This window comes from Kitasatospora sp. NPDC054939, from assembly GCF_053610105.1.
Map to the genome: position 1 here is coordinate 1 of NZ_JBSGXP010000007.1, position 16,229 is coordinate 16,229.

13 protein-coding genes are annotated in these 16,229 nt (G+C 74.4%); 6 read left to right on the forward strand and 7 right to left on the reverse strand.

Annotated elements, in window-relative coordinates:
* Positions 1-48 precede the first annotated feature (48 nt).
* Positions 49-549 (reverse strand): SRPBCC family protein, encoded by a 501-nt coding sequence (locus ACWGB8_RS03740; protein ID WP_452209906.1) that lies wholly within the window; start codon positions 547-549, stop codon positions 49-51.
* 102 nt (positions 550-651) lie between these two features.
* Here ACWGB8_RS03740 and ACWGB8_RS03745 point away from each other — a divergent pair, with 102 nt between their 5' ends.
* Both ACWGB8_RS03745 and ACWGB8_RS03750 read left to right on the forward strand, forming a co-directional pair.
* Positions 652-1,257 carry a TetR/AcrR family transcriptional regulator gene (locus ACWGB8_RS03745; RefSeq protein WP_452209908.1) on the forward strand — a complete coding sequence of 202 codons (606 nt, stop codon included), beginning with the start codon at positions 652-654 and terminating at the stop codon, positions 1,255-1,257.
* A 464-nt stretch (positions 1,258-1,721) separates the two neighbouring features.
* A complete protein-coding gene (locus tag ACWGB8_RS03750) occupies positions 1,722-3,023 on the forward strand; it encodes a hypothetical protein (protein ID WP_452209910.1) in 1,302 nt (433 codons plus the stop codon).
* A gap of 162 nt (positions 3,024-3,185) precedes the next feature.
* Here ACWGB8_RS03750 and ACWGB8_RS03755 read toward each other — a convergent pair whose 3' ends face one another.
* On the reverse strand, positions 3,186-5,174 hold the full coding sequence (locus tag ACWGB8_RS03755) for a protein kinase domain-containing protein (RefSeq protein WP_452209912.1): 1,989 nt from the start codon (positions 5,172-5,174) through the stop codon (positions 3,186-3,188).
* A 204-nt stretch (positions 5,175-5,378) separates the two neighbouring features.
* On the opposite strand from ACWGB8_RS03755, the gene ACWGB8_RS03760 reads away from it, so the two are divergent.
* Both ACWGB8_RS03760 and ACWGB8_RS03765 read left to right on the forward strand, forming a co-directional pair.
* Positions 5,379-5,672 carry a hypothetical protein gene (locus ACWGB8_RS03760; protein ID WP_452209914.1) on the forward strand — a complete coding sequence of 98 codons (294 nt, stop codon included), beginning with the start codon at positions 5,379-5,381 and terminating at the stop codon, positions 5,670-5,672.
* The gene (locus ACWGB8_RS03765) at positions 5,669-5,914 is read left to right on the forward strand and encodes a hypothetical protein (RefSeq protein ID WP_452209915.1); all 246 of its coding nucleotides are present in this window, start codon (positions 5,669-5,671) and stop codon (positions 5,912-5,914) included. Before ACWGB8_RS03760 ends, ACWGB8_RS03765 begins: the two co-directional genes overlap by 4 nt.
* 7 nt (positions 5,915-5,921) lie before the next feature.
* On the opposite strand, the gene ACWGB8_RS03770 is transcribed toward ACWGB8_RS03765, so the two are convergent.
* Positions 5,922-6,575: a peroxiredoxin-like family protein gene (locus ACWGB8_RS03770; protein ID WP_452209917.1), complete on the reverse strand. Its 654-nt coding sequence runs from the start codon at positions 6,573-6,575 to the stop codon at positions 5,922-5,924.
* Positions 6,576-6,668: 93 nt separating this feature from the next.
* Between ACWGB8_RS03770 and ACWGB8_RS03775 the strand changes: the two genes are divergently transcribed.
* Both ACWGB8_RS03775 and ACWGB8_RS03780 read left to right on the forward strand, forming a co-directional pair.
* Complete coding sequence (locus tag ACWGB8_RS03775) at positions 6,669-7,283, forward strand: TetR/AcrR family transcriptional regulator (RefSeq protein WP_452209919.1); 615 nt, start codon at positions 6,669-6,671, stop codon at positions 7,281-7,283.
* A 107-nt stretch (positions 7,284-7,390) separates the two neighbouring features.
* The gene (locus tag ACWGB8_RS03780; protein WP_452209921.1) at positions 7,391-8,602 is read left to right on the forward strand and encodes a threonine synthase; all 1,212 of its coding nucleotides are present in this window, start codon (positions 7,391-7,393) and stop codon (positions 8,600-8,602) included.
* Here the strand turns inward: ACWGB8_RS03780 and ACWGB8_RS03785 are convergent, their stop codons facing one another.
* From ACWGB8_RS03785 to ACWGB8_RS03800, 4 genes are all read right to left on the reverse strand, one after another.
* On the reverse strand, positions 8,603-9,607 hold the full coding sequence (locus tag ACWGB8_RS03785; RefSeq protein WP_452209923.1) for a TolB family protein: 1,005 nt from the start codon (positions 9,605-9,607) through the stop codon (positions 8,603-8,605).
* On the reverse strand, positions 9,604-10,869 hold the full coding sequence (locus ACWGB8_RS03790) for an MFS transporter (RefSeq protein ID WP_452209925.1): 1,266 nt from the start codon (positions 10,867-10,869) through the stop codon (positions 9,604-9,606). The genes ACWGB8_RS03785 and ACWGB8_RS03790 overlap by 4 nt, the downstream gene beginning before the upstream one ends.
* Before the next feature lie 66 nt (positions 10,870-10,935).
* Positions 10,936-12,348, reverse strand: coding sequence for a CBM96 family carbohydrate-binding protein (locus ACWGB8_RS03795; protein WP_452209927.1), 1,413 nt, complete (start codon positions 12,346-12,348; stop codon positions 10,936-10,938).
* A gap of 425 nt (positions 12,349-12,773) precedes the next feature.
* Complete coding sequence (locus ACWGB8_RS03800) at positions 12,774-15,974, reverse strand: M20/M25/M40 family metallo-hydrolase (RefSeq protein WP_452209929.1); 3,201 nt, start codon at positions 15,972-15,974, stop codon at positions 12,774-12,776.
* Positions 15,975-16,229: the final 255 nt, after the last annotated feature.

The window sequence follows — 16,229 nt, forward strand, 5'->3', positions numbered from 1 at the left end:
CTCGGCTGCCGCCCCCGCCGTGGCCGACCCGTCGCTGCCGCCCGGCCGTCACCGCTTGCGCTGGACCATCCGGGCGAGGCCGAACAGCAGCCGGGCGTACGGGCGGTGCCGGTACGGCCGGGCGACCGTGCCGGTGAGGTGCCGTTCGGCCTTGTCGAAGGCGTCCTCGAGGACGGCGTCGTGCGCCCAGCGGTAGGCGAGCGGCCAGCTGAACCGGGCCGGACCGACGGTGCGCATGGCGAGGGTGTGCCGCATGAGGGTCTGCCCGCCGGGGGCCGGGTCGACGGTGAACTCGTGGAACCCGAGGAAGCCGCGGGGGCCGGTGAAGGCGAACCGCACCGACCGGCCGGGCCGGTGGGAGGCCACCGTGTAGCGGACCGGCCCGTGGCCGCCGGCCGAACCGACGTCGAGCCCCCGGTCGAGGATCATCGGCTCGCAGGTGTGCACCGGCCAGAGCCGGTCGTCCGGCCCCGACAGCGACTCCAGGAGTTCGCCGGCCCGGTCCTCGCCGACGGGCAGCAGCCGTTCGTGGATGTTGAGTACCGCCATGTCGTCCTCCCCTTCGCCGTCCCGGGACGGACGGCCGTGGCGCGGGTGTGCACAGGTATTGGAGAGGTGTCTCCAATACAAGTGGAGAGTACTCTCCACTCCATGCCGAGGCCACCCCGCTACGACGACACCGTCCTGCTCGACGCCGCCGTGCGCCTCGCCGCGACCTCCGGGCCCGCCGCCGTCACCATGTCCGCCGTCGCCAGGGCGAGCGGGGCCCCCAACGGCTCGGTGTACCACCGCTTCCCGCACCGGGCCGTGCTGCTGGCCGAACTCTGGCTGCGCAGCGTCGGCCGGTTCCAGCAGGCCTACCTGGCCGAACTGGCCGCCCACCGGGAGCCGATGGCCGCCGCCCGGGCCGGGGCCCGGCACGTCGTCGCCTGGAGCCGGGCGCACCCCGAGGAGGCCGTCCTGCTGCTGCACGGCCCGCACGCCTTCGGCCGCGCCGACTGGCCCGCGGAGTACGCCGAGCGCGCGGACGCCGACAACCGGCGGGTGTTCGGCGCGGTCGCGGAGCTCGGGGGCCGCCTCGGGGCCGCCGACCCGGTCGGGCAGGAGCGGGTCGCCCTGGCGCTGGTCGACCTGCCGCTGGCCCTGGTCCGCCGCCACCTGCGCGACGGCGGCACCCTCCCGGCCTACGCGGAGGAGCTGGCCGAGCACACAACGACCGACCTGCTGACCGGACTTGGCGCACCCACCGACCGCTGACCGGGAGCCGGCGAAAGCCGGGCGGCGCACCCGCCGCGGTGCGGACGCGGAATGGCTCCGCGCGGAATTCCGGACGGGCATTCCGGCCGAGCTAACGAATTGAACGCGGAGAATCGGACATCCCGCCCAAAGCCTGATCAGCCGACCGATTAACCGGCTGTCATTGACAGGGGGGTGGGGTAGAGTCCCCTTCGGATTGCCGGGGACCGGTCGGTGGGCGAAGGGCTTCGCACCGTTCCGCACCGTCCGCCGGAATGCCGTTCCGGTCCGGCGCACGACCTGGCCGGACGCGCGGCACATCCCCGAGGCGCGGCCCGAGTTCGCCGATCGGTACTTTCATATCGCCCCCGGTTTCCGGCCGTTGACCCGATTCCTCGGAATACGGGGCCGGCCGGCGGCACCGCCGAACACCACCGCTCCGGTCGCCACCGGCGCGCTGCTCACAGGAGAATCGCATCAACATCGTGATACGTCGCACCGTCCGCGCCGCGATCGCCGCGACGGCCGGTACCGCCATGCTGACCACCGGCCTGGTGGCCTGCGGCACGGTCGAGCAGCTCAGCGCCGCCGACCGGGTGTCGAAGGCGTTCGAGAAGCTCGGTGACGGCAAGTCCTTCAAGGCGCGGCTGTCCGTCGAGGCCACCCCCGACCAGCTGATCGCGTTCGGCGACGCCGTCGACGACCCGATCGAGCGCAAGGACGCCGAGGCGCTGTCCGACCTCGCCCTCACGGTCGCGATGAGCGCGGACAAGCCGCTCAAGGACGTCGAGTCCTTCAAGAAGGGCAAGGCGCCGGGCGCCGGCAGCCTGGCCGACTACCAGGACGTCGACCTCGTCTACTCGCTGGGCTCCAAGAGCGGCAGCCAGACCTACGCCGAGGTGCGCCTGGTCGACGCCAAGCTCTACCTCAAGGTCGACCTCAAGGGCCTCGCCCGGGTGACCGGCGAGGACCCCGCCCAGTTCAGCGCGCTGAGCGACGAACTGCCGGCCGAGGCCAAGGCGCTCAAGGACGTCTTCGACGGCAAGTGGGTCTCGGTCGACGGCAAGCTGCTCGACAAGACCCTGCAGGAGAAGGCGGGCGAGGGCGCCCCCGGCGCCCCCTCGGCGCAGCCGACGCTGGACCAGAAGGCCGCCGACAACCTGGTCAACACCGTCAAGGGCGTGCTCACCAAGAACCTCACCTTCGAGGACAAGGGCAAGCACGACGGCGCCGACCACATCGTCGTCTCGGCCCCGGCCCGCGCCCTGGTGGACGGCATGCTCAAGGGCATCGCGCCGATCGCCAAGGACATCCCGCAGCTGTCCCCGCTGCCCACCGAGGTGCCGGCCGACGTCCCGGACCGCAAGCTCTCCGTCGACCTCTACCTCAAGAAGGGCGCGGTCTCCTCGCTGACCTTCGACGCCGCCCAGTTCGCGGAGAAGGCCGGCCCGGACGTCCGCTTCCCGCTGACCCTCGGCTTCAGCGCCGACGCCACCCCGGTGCAGGCGCCCAGCGGTGCCACCGTGGTCACCGAGGGCGACCTCGACACCATCGGCGAGCTGATGGCCCCCGCGTACGACCCGGACTTCGACCCGGACCTCGACCCGGGGTTCGACCCCGGGCTCGACCCGGAGCTCGACCTCGGCGGCGAGCCGAAGCCGGCCCCGCCGCTCACCGAGGCGCAGCTCAAGGAGCTCGAAGCGGCCGGGATGGGCCGGGACGAGGCCAAGGTGATGAACTCGATCGGCGCCACCTTCGAGGAGCTGAAGGCGATCGCCGGGTCCTGACCCGGCCGGCCCGCCCGGCACGGCGGTCCACCCCCCCCAGCGGTACCCGCGCAGCGGCCCACCGGCATCCCGCCGGTGGGCCGCCGCCGTTCCGGGCGCGTGCCGCCGCCGTTCCGCCGGTGGGATGCCGCCGCCGGTCCGGCGCCGTCCGGTGCTGCGGCGTCAGCGCTGGTGGTTGGCGGGGCCGGCCGAGTCCACGGCGGAATCGGCCGCGGCCTTCACCCACGGCTCGACGTCCTGGCTCTGGGTGAGGCTGACATAGACGGCCAGCGAGTGGAGCACGTACCGGTGCGTGCGGCGGATGAAGCCCGACTTGGTGGCCCGGTCGGTGTCCCGCCCGGCGTCGCAGACCTGCGAGCCGGCCCCGCTCTTCGGGCAGCGGACACCCCAGTCGTCGTCGTACACGCCGTCGAGCGAGCTGTAGAGCGACTTGGCGGACGCCAGGTCCGGCAGCGGGAGGACCCAGAGCACGACCATGATGCGCTCCGACTCGTCCAGGTAGACCCCGGTGACCATGTCCCCGCAGCCGGACTTGCGCAGGACGGACCGCAGGCTCTCCTTCATGCCGGTGTCCACGCACGGGTGCACCCCGGAGGCGGTGCGCTTGTAGCGCACGCCCTTGCCGTCGACGAACGAGGAGGCGAGCAGCGCGTCGGCCGTCAGCGGGGTGCGGTCGGTGGTGGCGCTGTCCAGGCTCTCCGGGTCGAAGGCGGGCGTACCCGTCGCGGTGGGCCGCTCGGTGGCGGGCGCGGGCCGGGGGGAGGGCGTGCCGGGCGGGGTCGAACGGCCGGTGGGCGACTGCGCGGGCGACGTCCTGGGCGGGGTCGTCGGGGCCGTCGGGGTCGAGGGCGACGTGCCGGCCGCCGCGGCGCCCCGCCGGGGCTTCACGCAGAGCGTCCGTGCGCCGGACCGCGTCGACTCCCGGATGACCGTGCCGCCCTCGCCGGCTCCGCTCGCGCCGCACCGGTCGGTGTCGCCGGAGGCCGCCACCAGCACGGTGTGGTCGGCCGAGGCCGCGAAGCACGGCACCTGCGCCCAGCCGCCCGCGCTGCCGCCGTCGGCGTCCCGGTGCAGGCAGTCGCCGCGGGCGGCCGTCCAGGCGGTACCCCTCAGGTGGAGCTCCTCGGTGACGAACTCGGAGAAGCCGCGGTTGCCGGCGTAGAAGCCGGCCGTGACGGCGACGGCGAGGAGGGCGGCGAGCACCCGCGCGGCCCGGTTCGGCCCGCTGGGGCGTACCTGCGGCGTGCGTTCCCGCGGCGACTGCTGCTGCGCCCGGTTGCCGTCCTGCCCCGGCGGCCGCTGTCGTTCGGCCTCCCGGTGCGGGGGCGGCTGGGGCGGTTCCAGCAGCCGCTGCGCCTCGGCGACGTCCGGACGGGCCGCCGGGTCCTTGGCCATGAGCCGGGTGACGACGGGCCCCAGCCGCCCGGCCCGCACCGGCGCCGGGGCCTCCTCGTACGCGACGGCGTGCAGCGCGGCGAACGGGTTGTCCCGCTGGAACGGGGAGACGCCCTCGACGGCGTGGTAGAGCGTCACCCCCAGCGAGAACAGGTCGCTCCGGGCGTCCCCGCGGTCCCCGCGCGCCCGCTCCGGGGCCATGTACTCGACCGAGCCGATGACCATCCCGTCGGCGGTCAGCGTGAGGGTGTTGGCGCTCGGCCGGGCGGCGATCCCGAAGTCGGTGAGCAGCACCTCGCCGTCGCCGGAGACCATCACGTTGCCGGGCTTCACGTCGCGGTGCACGATGCCCGCCCGGTGGGCCGTGTCCAGCGCCTTGAGCAGGGCCGCCGCGATGCCCACCGCGGTGTCCACGGGCACCGGTCCGCGGCGGATCAGATCGGACAGCGAGACCCCGCGCACCAGTTGCATGACGATCCACGGCACGCCGTCCTCGACCACGACGTCGTGCACGGTGACGATGTTCGGGTGGTCCCGCAGCCTGGCGGCGCTGCGGGCCTCGCGTTCGGCGCGGCGCAGCCGTTCGGTGCGTTCGGCGGGGGAGACCGTCGGCGGCAGGTGCAGTTCCTTGACCGCCACGTCGATGTGCAGCGCGGTGTCGTACGCCTGCCAGACCCGTCCGAAGCCGCCGGCCCCGAGCACCGCGTCCAGGCGGTAGCGGTCGCCGACCCGATCTCCGCGCTGTCTGCCCGCCACATCGCCCCCCGGTCGACGGTCGTCGGGACGAGCGGAGCGGATGACACCGTTCGCCTCCCTGTTCTTCGAGGATCTTCTACCACAGCGGGCGGTGGCCGGGTAGGTGGTTTCCCGGCCGCCCCCGTACGGGACCTGACCGATCGTCAGGATCCGGGTACGCAGCGCCGCCGCCGCACCTATGCTGGCGCCGGGAGGGGATTTCGGGTGATTCGTACAGGGATCGGTCCGCGGCTCCGGGGGAGGCCGCTCGCTGCCCCGGCGGTGCTGCTGGCGGGTGTGCTGCTGCTCGCGGGCTGCAGTTCGGACGGTGACGCGCGCAGCGGCGGCGCGGCCCCGACGTCGGCGGGGGGCTCGGCCTCGGCGGGCGGGCCGACCGCGGCGTCCGGGGCGCGGGTGGGCGGCCACCTCGCCCGCCCCGGCGGCAAGGAGGCGTACGCCTGCCTGCGCAACCTCAGGGCCCCCACCCCGGCGATCCCGGCGAGGGCGGCGGCCCGGTGATCGGCGTGGGCGACTGCGTCTACAAGGCGGTCGCCGTCGGGGGCCTGCCCGCCGGCCGCGAGACCAGGTGCGACGGGACGGGCGGCCGCAGGCCGGAGTGCAAGGTGGCCAAGGTGTACACCGTGAGCATCGCCCGGAACGCCACCCCCGAGAGCTGCCCGCCCGGCACCGCCTACGAGTTCTCCCTGCGCGCCGACGACCGGGTCCGTCTCGGCCCGATCGCCTGCACCGTACCGGTCTGACGGTCGATCAGCTCGACGGGCCGTCGGCGCGGTGCGCGGCGGCCAGGCGGAGCAGCTCGTCCACCGACCACTGGTCGTAGGCGTGCTCGCCGTACTTCGCGGCGAGCACCCGCCCGTCCGGGGCGATCAGGAAGTCGGCGGGGAGGCCGAGGCGCCCGCCCGGCTGCCGGGCGGCGGGCAGCGACTCGCGGCGGCGCAGCACCGTGACGGTGCTGCGCAGCAGGGCGCGCAGGATCGGCGGCCAGGCGCGCGGGTCGAGCAGGGCGCGGCGCGCTGCCTCGACGCCGAACTCCGCGTAGGTACCCCTGCCCGGGTCGGCCACGAGGGGGAACGGCAGGCCGGCCGCGTACGGGGCCAACTCCGCGGCGGGGGAGTGGAAGAACACCACCTCGCGGACCCCGGCCGCGGTGATCTCGGCGTGCCGGCGGACCACCGACTGCAGGTGCAGGTTGCAGACCGGGCAGCCGGCGAAGCGGCGGAACTGCAGGTGCACCAGCTGTCGCGGATCGGGCACGGCGACCGGTGCGCCGCCCCCGACCGGGGTGAGGCTGCGCGCGGTGATGCGCGAGCCGGGGTGCAGGCGTCCGCGGCCGGCGCGGGCGGTCGTGTGCGCGTTCGCGTTCTGCTGCGCGTCTGCGTTCGCGTTGGTGTCGGTGCTCATGTGCGCGTGGTCCTCCCCTGGGGCCGTACGGCACTCGTAGGCGTACGGCATACGCTTACCACTGTAGGCGTAGGGCCTACACTGTCAACCGCCATGCCACGACCACGTTCACTGACCCAGGACCGCCTGGGCGCCGCCGCCCTCGCCGTCCTCGACCGCGACGGCCTCGCCGGACTCTCGATGCGCACCGCCGCGGCCGAACTCGGGATGAGCACCATGGCGCTCTACCGCTACGTCAAGGACCGCGACGAGCTCGAAACCCTCGTCGTGGAACGGGTGTACGCCGCCGTCGACACCACGCCCCCGCCCGCCGGGCTGCCCTGGCCCGAGCGCATCGAGGCCCTGGTCCGGCGGCTGCGCGACGCACTCGGCGCCCACCCGGCCGCCGTCCCGCTCACCGTCGCCCACCGGCACCGGTCGATCGGCGGCCTGCGCTGGGCCGAGGCCGTGCTCGCCGTCCTCACCGAGGCCGGCCTCGACGGCGCGCGCCGGGTCGTCGCCCTGCGCGCCCTCGTCGGGTACGTGACCGGGGCGATCCAGCTGGAGCGGCTCGGCCCGCTCGCAGGACCCGGCACCGGCGTCATCGCCGACCTGCCCGCGGACGCCTTCCCGCACCTGCGCGCCACCGCCCGCAGCGCCCAGGACGTCGGCGCGGACGAGGAGTTCTTCGGCGGCCTGGCCCTCCTCCTGCGCGGCCTGGAGACCTGACGCCCGTACGGTCGGGGCCTGCCGCCCGCCCGCTCGGGTGCGGCCGAAGCCCGACCACCAGACCTGAACCGGCGTCAGCAGCCGGCGCGTTCCGTAGGCTTGCGGGCATGACGACGGCACCCTCCCTGGCCACCGCCCAGCGCTCGCTCGGCGATCCGCTGGTCCGCCACCCGCTGCTGCCGCCGCTGACCCGGGGCTGCCCGGCCACCGGTACGGCGGAGGGCCCCTACCCGGTCGAGGTGGACTACGACTACGGCCGGGTGCCCGCGGACTTCCTCACCGCCCGGCGGCCCGCCGGTGCCGGGCTCGACCGGTGGGCCGCGCTGCTCCCGCCGCTGGCCGCCCCGGGGCTGGGGGAGGGCGGCACCCCGCTGGTGGCGCTCGGCGACGGCCTGTACGTCAAGGACGAGTCGCGCAACCCCACCTGGAGCCACAAGGACCGGCTGAACCGGTGCACCGCCTCCGCCGCGCTGGCGGCCGGCGCGCCGGGTGTGGTGGTGGCGTCCTCGGGCAACCACGGGGCCTCCGCCGCGGCGTACGCGGCCCGCGCCGGGCTGCACTGCGTGGTGCTGACCTCGCCCGACACCCCGCCCGCCGTCGCCTCGCTGCTGGACGCGTACGGCGCGGTGGTGCTGCCCGTCCCGACCGCCGACCGCTGGCCGCTCACCGAGCGGATCGTCGAGGAGTTCGGGCTGTTCCCGGTCAGCAACCTCACGCCCGTCCACACCGGCAGCTCCTGGGGTCCGGAGGGGTACAAGACGGTCGCGTACGAGATCGCCGCCGACCTGGGCGTGCCGGCGGCGGTGTTCGTGCCGACCGGCTACGGCGAACTGCTCTTCGGGATCGGCAAGGGCTTCGCCGAACTGCACCGGCTCGGGCTCACCGGCGGCGTCCCGAGGCTGTTCAGCTGCGAACCCGCGGCGGGCGGCCCGCTGGCGGCCGCCGTCCGCGCCGGACTGCCGGCCGCCCGGGTGGAGGTCGGCGCCACGGACGCGTACGGCATCGACTGCGAGGTCGGCGGCTACCGGGGGGTGCTGGCGCTGCGCGGCAGCGGTGGCCGGCCGCTGTTGGTCGACGACCGGGCGATGCGTGCGGCGCAGGCCGAACTGGCCTCCGCGGGAATGTGGGTGGAGCTGTCGGCGGCGGCCGGCCTGGCCGGGCTGCGCACCCTGGACGAGCCGCCGGCGGGCCCGGTGGTGGTGGTCTCCACGTCGAGCGGCTTCAAGGACCGCGGCGTCGGCACCGGCCGTCCGGTACCCGCCGACCCCGCCTGGGCGGCCGTCCGCACCCGGCTGCGGCAGGAGGGGTTCCGGGGCTGATCAGGCCAGCGGGGCCGGGGAGTTGGCCTCGGGGACGAGCAGGGTCGGGGCGGCCGAGCCGTCGGCGGGGGCGGCCCAGACGTCGTTGGTGCCGTCGGGGCGCTGGAGGGCGTAGGCCACGGTCGCGTCGTCGAGCCAGGCCGGCTGGTCGTCGACCGAGTGCGGTTCGGGCAGCCGGGTGACGGCGCCGGTGGCGAGGTCCATCACGGCGGGGCGCCAGCCCTTGGCGGGGTCGGCGTCCACGGCCTGCTTGTAGGCGATCCGGCGGCCGTCGGGGGAGAGCGAGGGGCACTCGACGTTGTCGGCCAGGGTGCGGACCGTCCGGGCGGCGAGGTCGCCCTCGACCAGGTAGCGGTGGCCGTCGGTGGCGAGGGTGGCGTAGAAGCGGTTGTCGTCGGCGGTGAAGGTGACGCCCCAGTAGTTGACGTCGACGGCCCGGTACGGTCGGCCGTCCCGGGTGATGGCGAAGTCCTCCAGGGTGGTGAGCAGGTTTCCGCCGGTGGTGTCCAGGATGCCGGTGCGGGTGGAGAACGCTCCGCCGGCGTAGGAGTCGCCGCCGACGAAGACGGTCCAGGAGACCATCCGGCCGCTGGCGGAGACCCGCAGGCGGTTGGGGATGCCGGTCAGCTCGATCTTCCGGCGCTCGTTCGACCTCCGGTCGGTGACCAGCAGTTCGGGGCCCTTCAGGGCGCCGGCGGGGGCGAGGCAGGCGACGGTGTCGGCGGCGGCGTAGGCCCGTTCGCAGCGCAGCGTGCCGACCTCGCGGTTCCCGGCCGGGTGCTGCCGGGAGACCGAGGAGAGCAGGCCGTTGCTGAGCACCTGGATGCGCGGGCCGCCGGCGGCCTCCTCGGGCGCGTCCGGGTCGGGGCCGGGTGCGCCGGCGGCGGAGACGGGCCGGGCGGGTGCCGGGTCGGCGGCGTCCAGGGTGTAGCCGATCGCGCCGGCGCCGAGCAGCAGCCCGGCCAGGGCGGCGGTGAGCAGGCGGGCACGGGGGGACAGGTTCACCGGGTCTTCTCCGCGGGGTCGTCGGTCAACAGGAGGGCGGTGGCGGCCAGGGCGGCGAGGACGAGCAGGGCCGCCGCGCGGGAGGCCGCGGCCGGGCCCCACCACTGCCAGGCGAGGCCGAAGAGCACCGAGGAGGCCAGGTAGGCGAGCGCCTGCCCGCTCTGTACCAGGGCGATGCCGGTGGTCCGCAGCGCCTCCGGCAGCCGGGGGCCGGCCAGCGCCATCAGTACGCCGTCGGTGGCGGCGTAGAACAGGCCGTGCAGCACCAGCACGGTGACCAGCAGCGGCGTGCCGCCGAGCGGGCCGTGCAGCAGCAGGTAGGCGCCGGCCAGGGCGGCGTGCCCGCCGAGCAGCATCGGCAGCCGGCCGATCCGGTCGGCGAGCGCCCCGAGCGGTGCGGCGAGCAGCAGGTAGACCAGGCTGGTGCCGACGGCCAGCAGCGGGAACCAGCCGAGCGAGAGCTGTTCGCGGCGCTGGAGCAGCAGGTAGACGAAGCCGTCGCCGATGGTGGCGAGGCCCAGCAGGCCGGCGGCGAGCACCAGTCGGCGCACCGGTCGCTCCCGCAGCAGGCCGAGGGCGGCGCGCGGGGAGACGGCGCGGGCGGCCGGACCGGCGGGCAGGGCGGCCCGGTGGTCGCGGACGAAGAGCAGCAGCACCAGGACGCCGAACGCGGCCACGCAGAAGCTGGTGACGAACACCGCGTCGAACGCCTCCCCGGCCACCGCGAGCACCGCCAGCGCCAGCAGCGGCCCGGCGAAGGCGCCGGTCGCGTCCATGGTGCGGTGCAGGCCGAACGCGCGGCCGAGGCGGTCGGGCGGGGTGGAGAGGGTGATCAGGGCGTCCCGGGGTGCACTGCGCAGGCCCTTGCCGGCCCGGTCGGCGGTGATCACCAGCCCGAGCGCGGTCAGCGAGGAACCGGCCGCCAGCAGGGCCAGTTTGGCACCCGCCGAGATCGCGTACCCGGCGGCCGCGACGGCCTTGCGCCGCTGCACGCGGTCCGCGAGGTAGCCGCCGACCAGGCGCAGCAGCACGGTGGCGCCGCCGTACAGGCCGTCGATGACGCCGTAGGCGGCGGGGCCGAGGTGGAGGGCGGTCATCAGGTAGAGCGGGAGGACGGCGGTGACCATCTCGGAGGAGATGTCGGTGATCAGGCTGACCGTGCCGAGCGCGACGACGTTGCCGCTGACCAGGGACCAACGCCGGTGCCCGGGGCGGGATTCGGCGTCGGCGGCGGGCGGGCGGCCGAGGGTGGAGAGGTACACGGGTGGCCTTTCGCCGGAGGGTGCGGCGGGGGCGCGGCTCGGCCGGGCCCCCGCCGGGACGCGGGATCAGTGGCAGCCGTTGGTGCCGCTGTCGCTGTACGTCCTGCCCGCCTCGGGGACGAACTGCCAGGTGTAGCCGTTGGGGTGCAGGGTGAACTTCAGCACGCCGTAGGTGTCGCTGTTGCGCGCCTCGCTGTTGGGCTGGATGGTGCCGAAGCCGTAGTGGCTGGCGCCGCCCATGCCGGCCACGAAGTGCCGGATGCCGCGGGTGGTGTCGAGCCCGCCGCCCGGGTTCATCGGCGCGAAGCGCTCGTACTGGTGGTTGTGGCCGGTGACGACGACGTCGGCGTTGTAGTCGTACAGCGCCTGCACCAGCGGGGTGACCGCGGTGTTCGGACCGTGGTTGGAGCCCGAGGTGAAGCGCGGGTGGTGCCAGTAGGCGAGGGTGCAGGGCTTGGTGCTGGCGGCGAGGTCGGCGCGCAGCCACTGCTCCTGCGCGGAGCCGGAGCTCATCGCGATATTGGAGTTCAGCGCGACGACGTGCCAGTTGCCCAGGTCGTAGGAGTAGTAGCCCTTGCCGGGCTCGCCGGCCGCGGCGCCGAAGTAGCCGTAGTAGCCGCTCGCCCCGCTGGTGTTGTACTCGTGGTTGCCGGGGGACGGCTTGGTGCGGGCCTTGTGGCGGCCCCAGGTCGGTGCGTAGTAGCTGGTGAAGTCGGAGGCGCTGCCGTTGGGGTAGGCGTTGTCGCCGGCGTTGAACACCGTGCCGGGGATGCCGTCCAGGAGCTTGGCGGTGGCCTCGTCGCCGGAGCCGGAGTTGGCGATGTCGCCGGCGCCCACCAGGACCGGGTCGCCGCCGCCGGTCGGGGTGGGGGACGGGGTCGCGGTCGGGGTGGGGCTCGGTGTGCCGGTGCCGGTGGTGACGACCAACTGCGGTGCGGTGGCGCCGGATTCGCGTGAGTCGTAGTCGGCGCCGTTGCTGGAGGTGGAGGTGATGCCGATGCTGAAGGTGCCGTTCGCGGTGACGTACGAGGTGACGTCGACCTCGTACCAGCCGTTGCGGGCGACCTGGCCGAGGGTGCCGAGGGTCTGGCCGTCGACGGCCGGCTGGTTGTTCCAGGTGACCCCGGTCTCCGACCAGGTGGTGCTGCTCATCGCCCGGAAGGTGCCGCCGTTGTCGCTCTCGGAGCCCGACACGTCGTCGGTGTGGATGCGGAGCTTGGCGCCGGTCACCGGGGCGGTCAGGCCCGAGACCGTGAACTTCAGGAACGCCCGCTTGGCGGGGCTGTTGTCCACGCCGAGCTGCCCCGAGGTGCCGTAGTTGGTGCTCGGGCTGGAGCTGTACGCGTAGGTGTCGGCCACCGGGGTGAAGGTGGTGGTGGCGACGGCCGCCGTGGCGGAACCGGCGAGGGCGGTGACGGCCAGTGCGCTGGCGGTCATCGCGCCGGCGGTCGCCGCGACGACGACTTTGCGTCCGGGCATGGCAGGACCCTTCGTGAGTGGGGGGGCGGTGCGTCGCCGAACGTTAGGGACGACAGCGGGCCCCCGGGTGATGGCCGATGCCTTCCCCGGTGTCGGTGTGATGAACGGCAGGTGCGGCAGGGCGCGCGGCAGTGACGCACCGTTGGTTGCGCGCCGGGCGCACGCCTTCCGCGACGGCGACTCGGCCCGCCCTCCGGTCGGCGCCGCCCTGCGCCGTTGCGCCCGGCCGACCGCCCCCGGGGCCGTGGCGCCGTGCCGACACCCGGCGGTCCCGGGCCCGGACGCGGCGGGCCCGGACGCGGCGGTGCCGCGGCTCGTCCCCTCGACGAGCCGCGGCACGGCCTTCCTCCCGGTCCGGTCGGGCGCGGGGCCCGGTGGGTCCGGTGGCTTCCTTCAGCGGTCCGGCGCGGCGCCGGCCCCGGCCGTCAGACGGCCTGCCAGAGCGCCGGCACGATCGGCGGCTCCCAGCCGACCTGCGCGGTGTGGCCCTGCAGGCAGCGGTAGGAGGTGCCGTTGTACGTCACGGTGTCGCCGGCCTTGTACAGCGTGCCCGCGGCCCAGGTGCCGCCGCCCGGGTCGCCGCCGGTGACCACCAGCGAGTAGGTGGTGGTGTGGGTGGCGCTGCCGGTGCCGGTCACCGTGATGGTGTAGGTGCCCGCCGGGGTGGCCGATCCGACGGCGACCGTCAGGGTGGCGGAGCCGCCCGACTGCACCGAGGACGGGCTGAACGAGACCGTGGTGCCAGCCGGGGCGCCGGAGGCGGTCAGGGCGACCGTCTGCGCGGAGCCGGCGGTCGTCGTGGTCGCCACGGTCGCCGTGGTGCTGCCGCCCGGCGCGGCGCTGCCGGAGGCGGGGTTCACCGCGAGGGAGAAGTCGTTGGTCGGGGTGGTGCCGCCGACCGAGGTCTTCCACAGGGTGTACGCGACGCCGTCGGCGGCGCGGTTCAGCGCGGTGGCGTTGATGTTGGAGGTGGTGTCGCACGCGGCGTGGTAGCAGGGGTCGTACGAACGCCCGGCCGTGCCACCCCACTTGGCGGCCTGCGAGGAGCTCTTGGTGGCGCTCGCCCCGGTCGCGTACCCGGAGGTCGGGATGCCGGCCTGCTGGAAGGAGTAGTCGTCGGAGCGGCCCTGGCCCTCGACGTTCTCCTCCGGCTGGAGGTTCAGCGAGTCCCAGTACGCCTTCATCGGCGCGGAGGCGGCGGAGTTGAGGTTGTTGACGAAGTAGCCGCCGTTGGTCGAGCCGACCATGTCGAAGTTGTAGTAGGCCTTGATGGCGCTGCGCTGGGCCGCCGGGAGCTGGTTGACGTAGTGCTTGGAGCCCTGCAGGCCCTGCTCCTCACCGGTCCACCAGGCGAAGCGGACGTGCCGGGTCAGGGTCGGGTTCTGCTGGGCGAGGGCGAGCGCGTTCTCCAGCAGGACGGCCGAGCCGGAGGCGTTGTCGTTGATGCCGGGGCCGGCGCCGACGCCGTCCAGGTGCGCGCCGAACATGGTGACCTGGTCGGCGGGGCCGCCCGGCCAGTCGGCGATCAGGTTGTTGGAGCCGTAGGTGCAGGTGGTGCACGCCTGCTCGGTCACGGTGTAGCCGGCCGCCTGCAGCCGGCCCTTCACGTAGGCCAGCGACTGGGTGTAACCGGCGGTGCCGGTACGGCGGTTGCCGCCGTTCTGTGCGGCGATGGTGCCGAACTGCGACAGGTGCGCCTGTACCTTGGCCACGTCGATGTCGGGCGCGCTGCCGCCGGGGTTGCCGCCGCCGACCGTCAGCGTGTACTGCGCGGTGTGGGTGGCGCTGCCGGTGCCGGTCACCGTGAGGGTGTAGGTGCCCTGCGGGGTGCCGGCCGAGGTGGCGACGGTCATCGTCGAGGACGAACCGGTCTGCACCGACGCCGGGTTGAAGGTGACGGTGGTGCCGGTCGGCTGGCCGGAGGCGCTCAGGGCGACCGTCTGGCCGGTGCCCGAGGTCACCGCGGTGGAGACCGTCGCGGTGGCGGAGGAGCCGGGCTGCACCGAGCCGGAGCCGGGTGCGACGGCCAGCGAGAAGTCGTTCTCGCCGGACGGCTGGCAGGTCGGGTCACCGGGCTGCGCGGGCACGCTCACCGCGTCCCAGGCCGCCCTGGTGCGGGTGAAGAGGGTGCAGCCCGGGTCGAGGTTCTTGGCCGCGGTGAGGGTGGCGGTGCGGTACTTCTTGTGGGTCATGCCGCTGGTCTTCAGCAGCATGCCGCCGTAGAACACCCGGCCGGCGTCCTTGATGCCGATGCCGGTCACCGTGGAGCTGTTGCAGGTGGGGCTGGTCGGCTTGCCGCCGCCGGGGTTGGAGCCCTCGGAGAGCAGGTAGAACCAGTGGTTCAGCGGGCCGGCCGCCGCGTGCACCTCGGTGCTGGGGATCGAGGCGGAGTAGCAGTTCGGGTGGCTGCTCACCAGCGAGGGGTTGTGCATGTTGCGGATCGGGCCGCGCCCCACCAGGTTGACGGTCTCGCCCACCAGGTAGTCCGGCGCGTCGTACGGGCTGCTCTGGTTGGCGTACGCCTCGGTGAGCGCGCCCATGATGTCGCCGGTCGCCTCGCCCAGGCCCGCCTCGTTGTTGGCGCCGCCGGGCGTGAACTGGTCGATGCCGTGGCCGAACTCGTGGCCCACGACGTCCATCGAGGCGATCCACTCGTTCGCCTGGTTGTGCCCGATAGAGATCGAGGAGCCGTTCCAGTAGGCGTTGACCTCGTTCAGGCCGACCTTGACCGGCCAGCTGCCGCCGTTGCCGTTGTGGCCGTTGCGGCCCAGCCACTCGCGGAGCATGTCCCACTCCTTCTGCGCCGCGAACATCACGTCGGCGCAGCCGGTCTCCTTGCTCGTGGGGTTGCCGGTGCCCCAGGTGTCGCTGGACTTCGAGAACACCTGGTTGGTGCCGTAGTCCGCGCAGCTCAGCCCGGGGCGGCTCGGGTCGCGCAGCGAGAAGGTGCCGCCCGAGGAGGTGGTGTTGATGGTGATCGGCGAGGGGCCGTTCCACTTGCTGTTGATCGTCCCCGCGCGGACGTCGTCGTAGCTGTCGATCACCTCGCCGGTGCGGGCGTCGACGAAGACGTGCAGCCGGCTGGGGGCGGTGCCGGTGCTGCCGGTCACCACCGTCTCCCAGGCCAGCTTGGCGGTCTCGTCCTTCACCCGGACGACCAGGCGGCGCTCCTCGACGCCCTCCACGGTGGCGAGCTTGCCGCGCGCGGTCCGCTCGGCGTGGGCGGCGCTCACCTTCGGCACGGTCGGCACCCCGACCGGGCCGGTGGCCGCCGACTGCAGGGCGCGGACCCGGCCCTGCCCGTCGGCTATCACCACCGCGTCGCCGCCGACCACGGGCAGCCCGCGGTAGCTGCGCTCGTACGCGACGGAGAACATGCCGTCCACCCAGGGGGTGACGGTGCGGCGCTCGTAGGTCTCGCCGGGGCCCTTGGCCAGCGCGTCCAGACCGGCCGCCGCGGCCTGGTCGGCGGCGGAGACGGCGGCCGACAACGCGCTCGGCGGGGCGGGGGGTTGGGGCTGGGGGGCGGCCACCGACTGGACGGTGGCGGTGGTCATCAGACCGGCGACCACGGCCAGGGTGGTGCCGGCGGTCAGTAGTCTGCGACGGTTCGGCCGGTATGGCATCGAGGCTCCTCGGAGGTGGGGGGTCCTCGACCGCGGACGGTGCGCCCGGATGGGGCGCGCCCGGGGGCCGTCGGGTGGACGGCGGGTGTGGGAGGAGGGTGTCCGCGTTCGGGTGCGGGAACACTCACACGCCGTCATGGCCCGGTCAATGCACCTGACGTGGCGTTCGGTCCATTGGCAAGTTCTGTCAAACCCCAGTGGTCGAGACCGCGGTCTCTACCACCTCATGTACGAAGCGGCCCGCATCCAGTACCG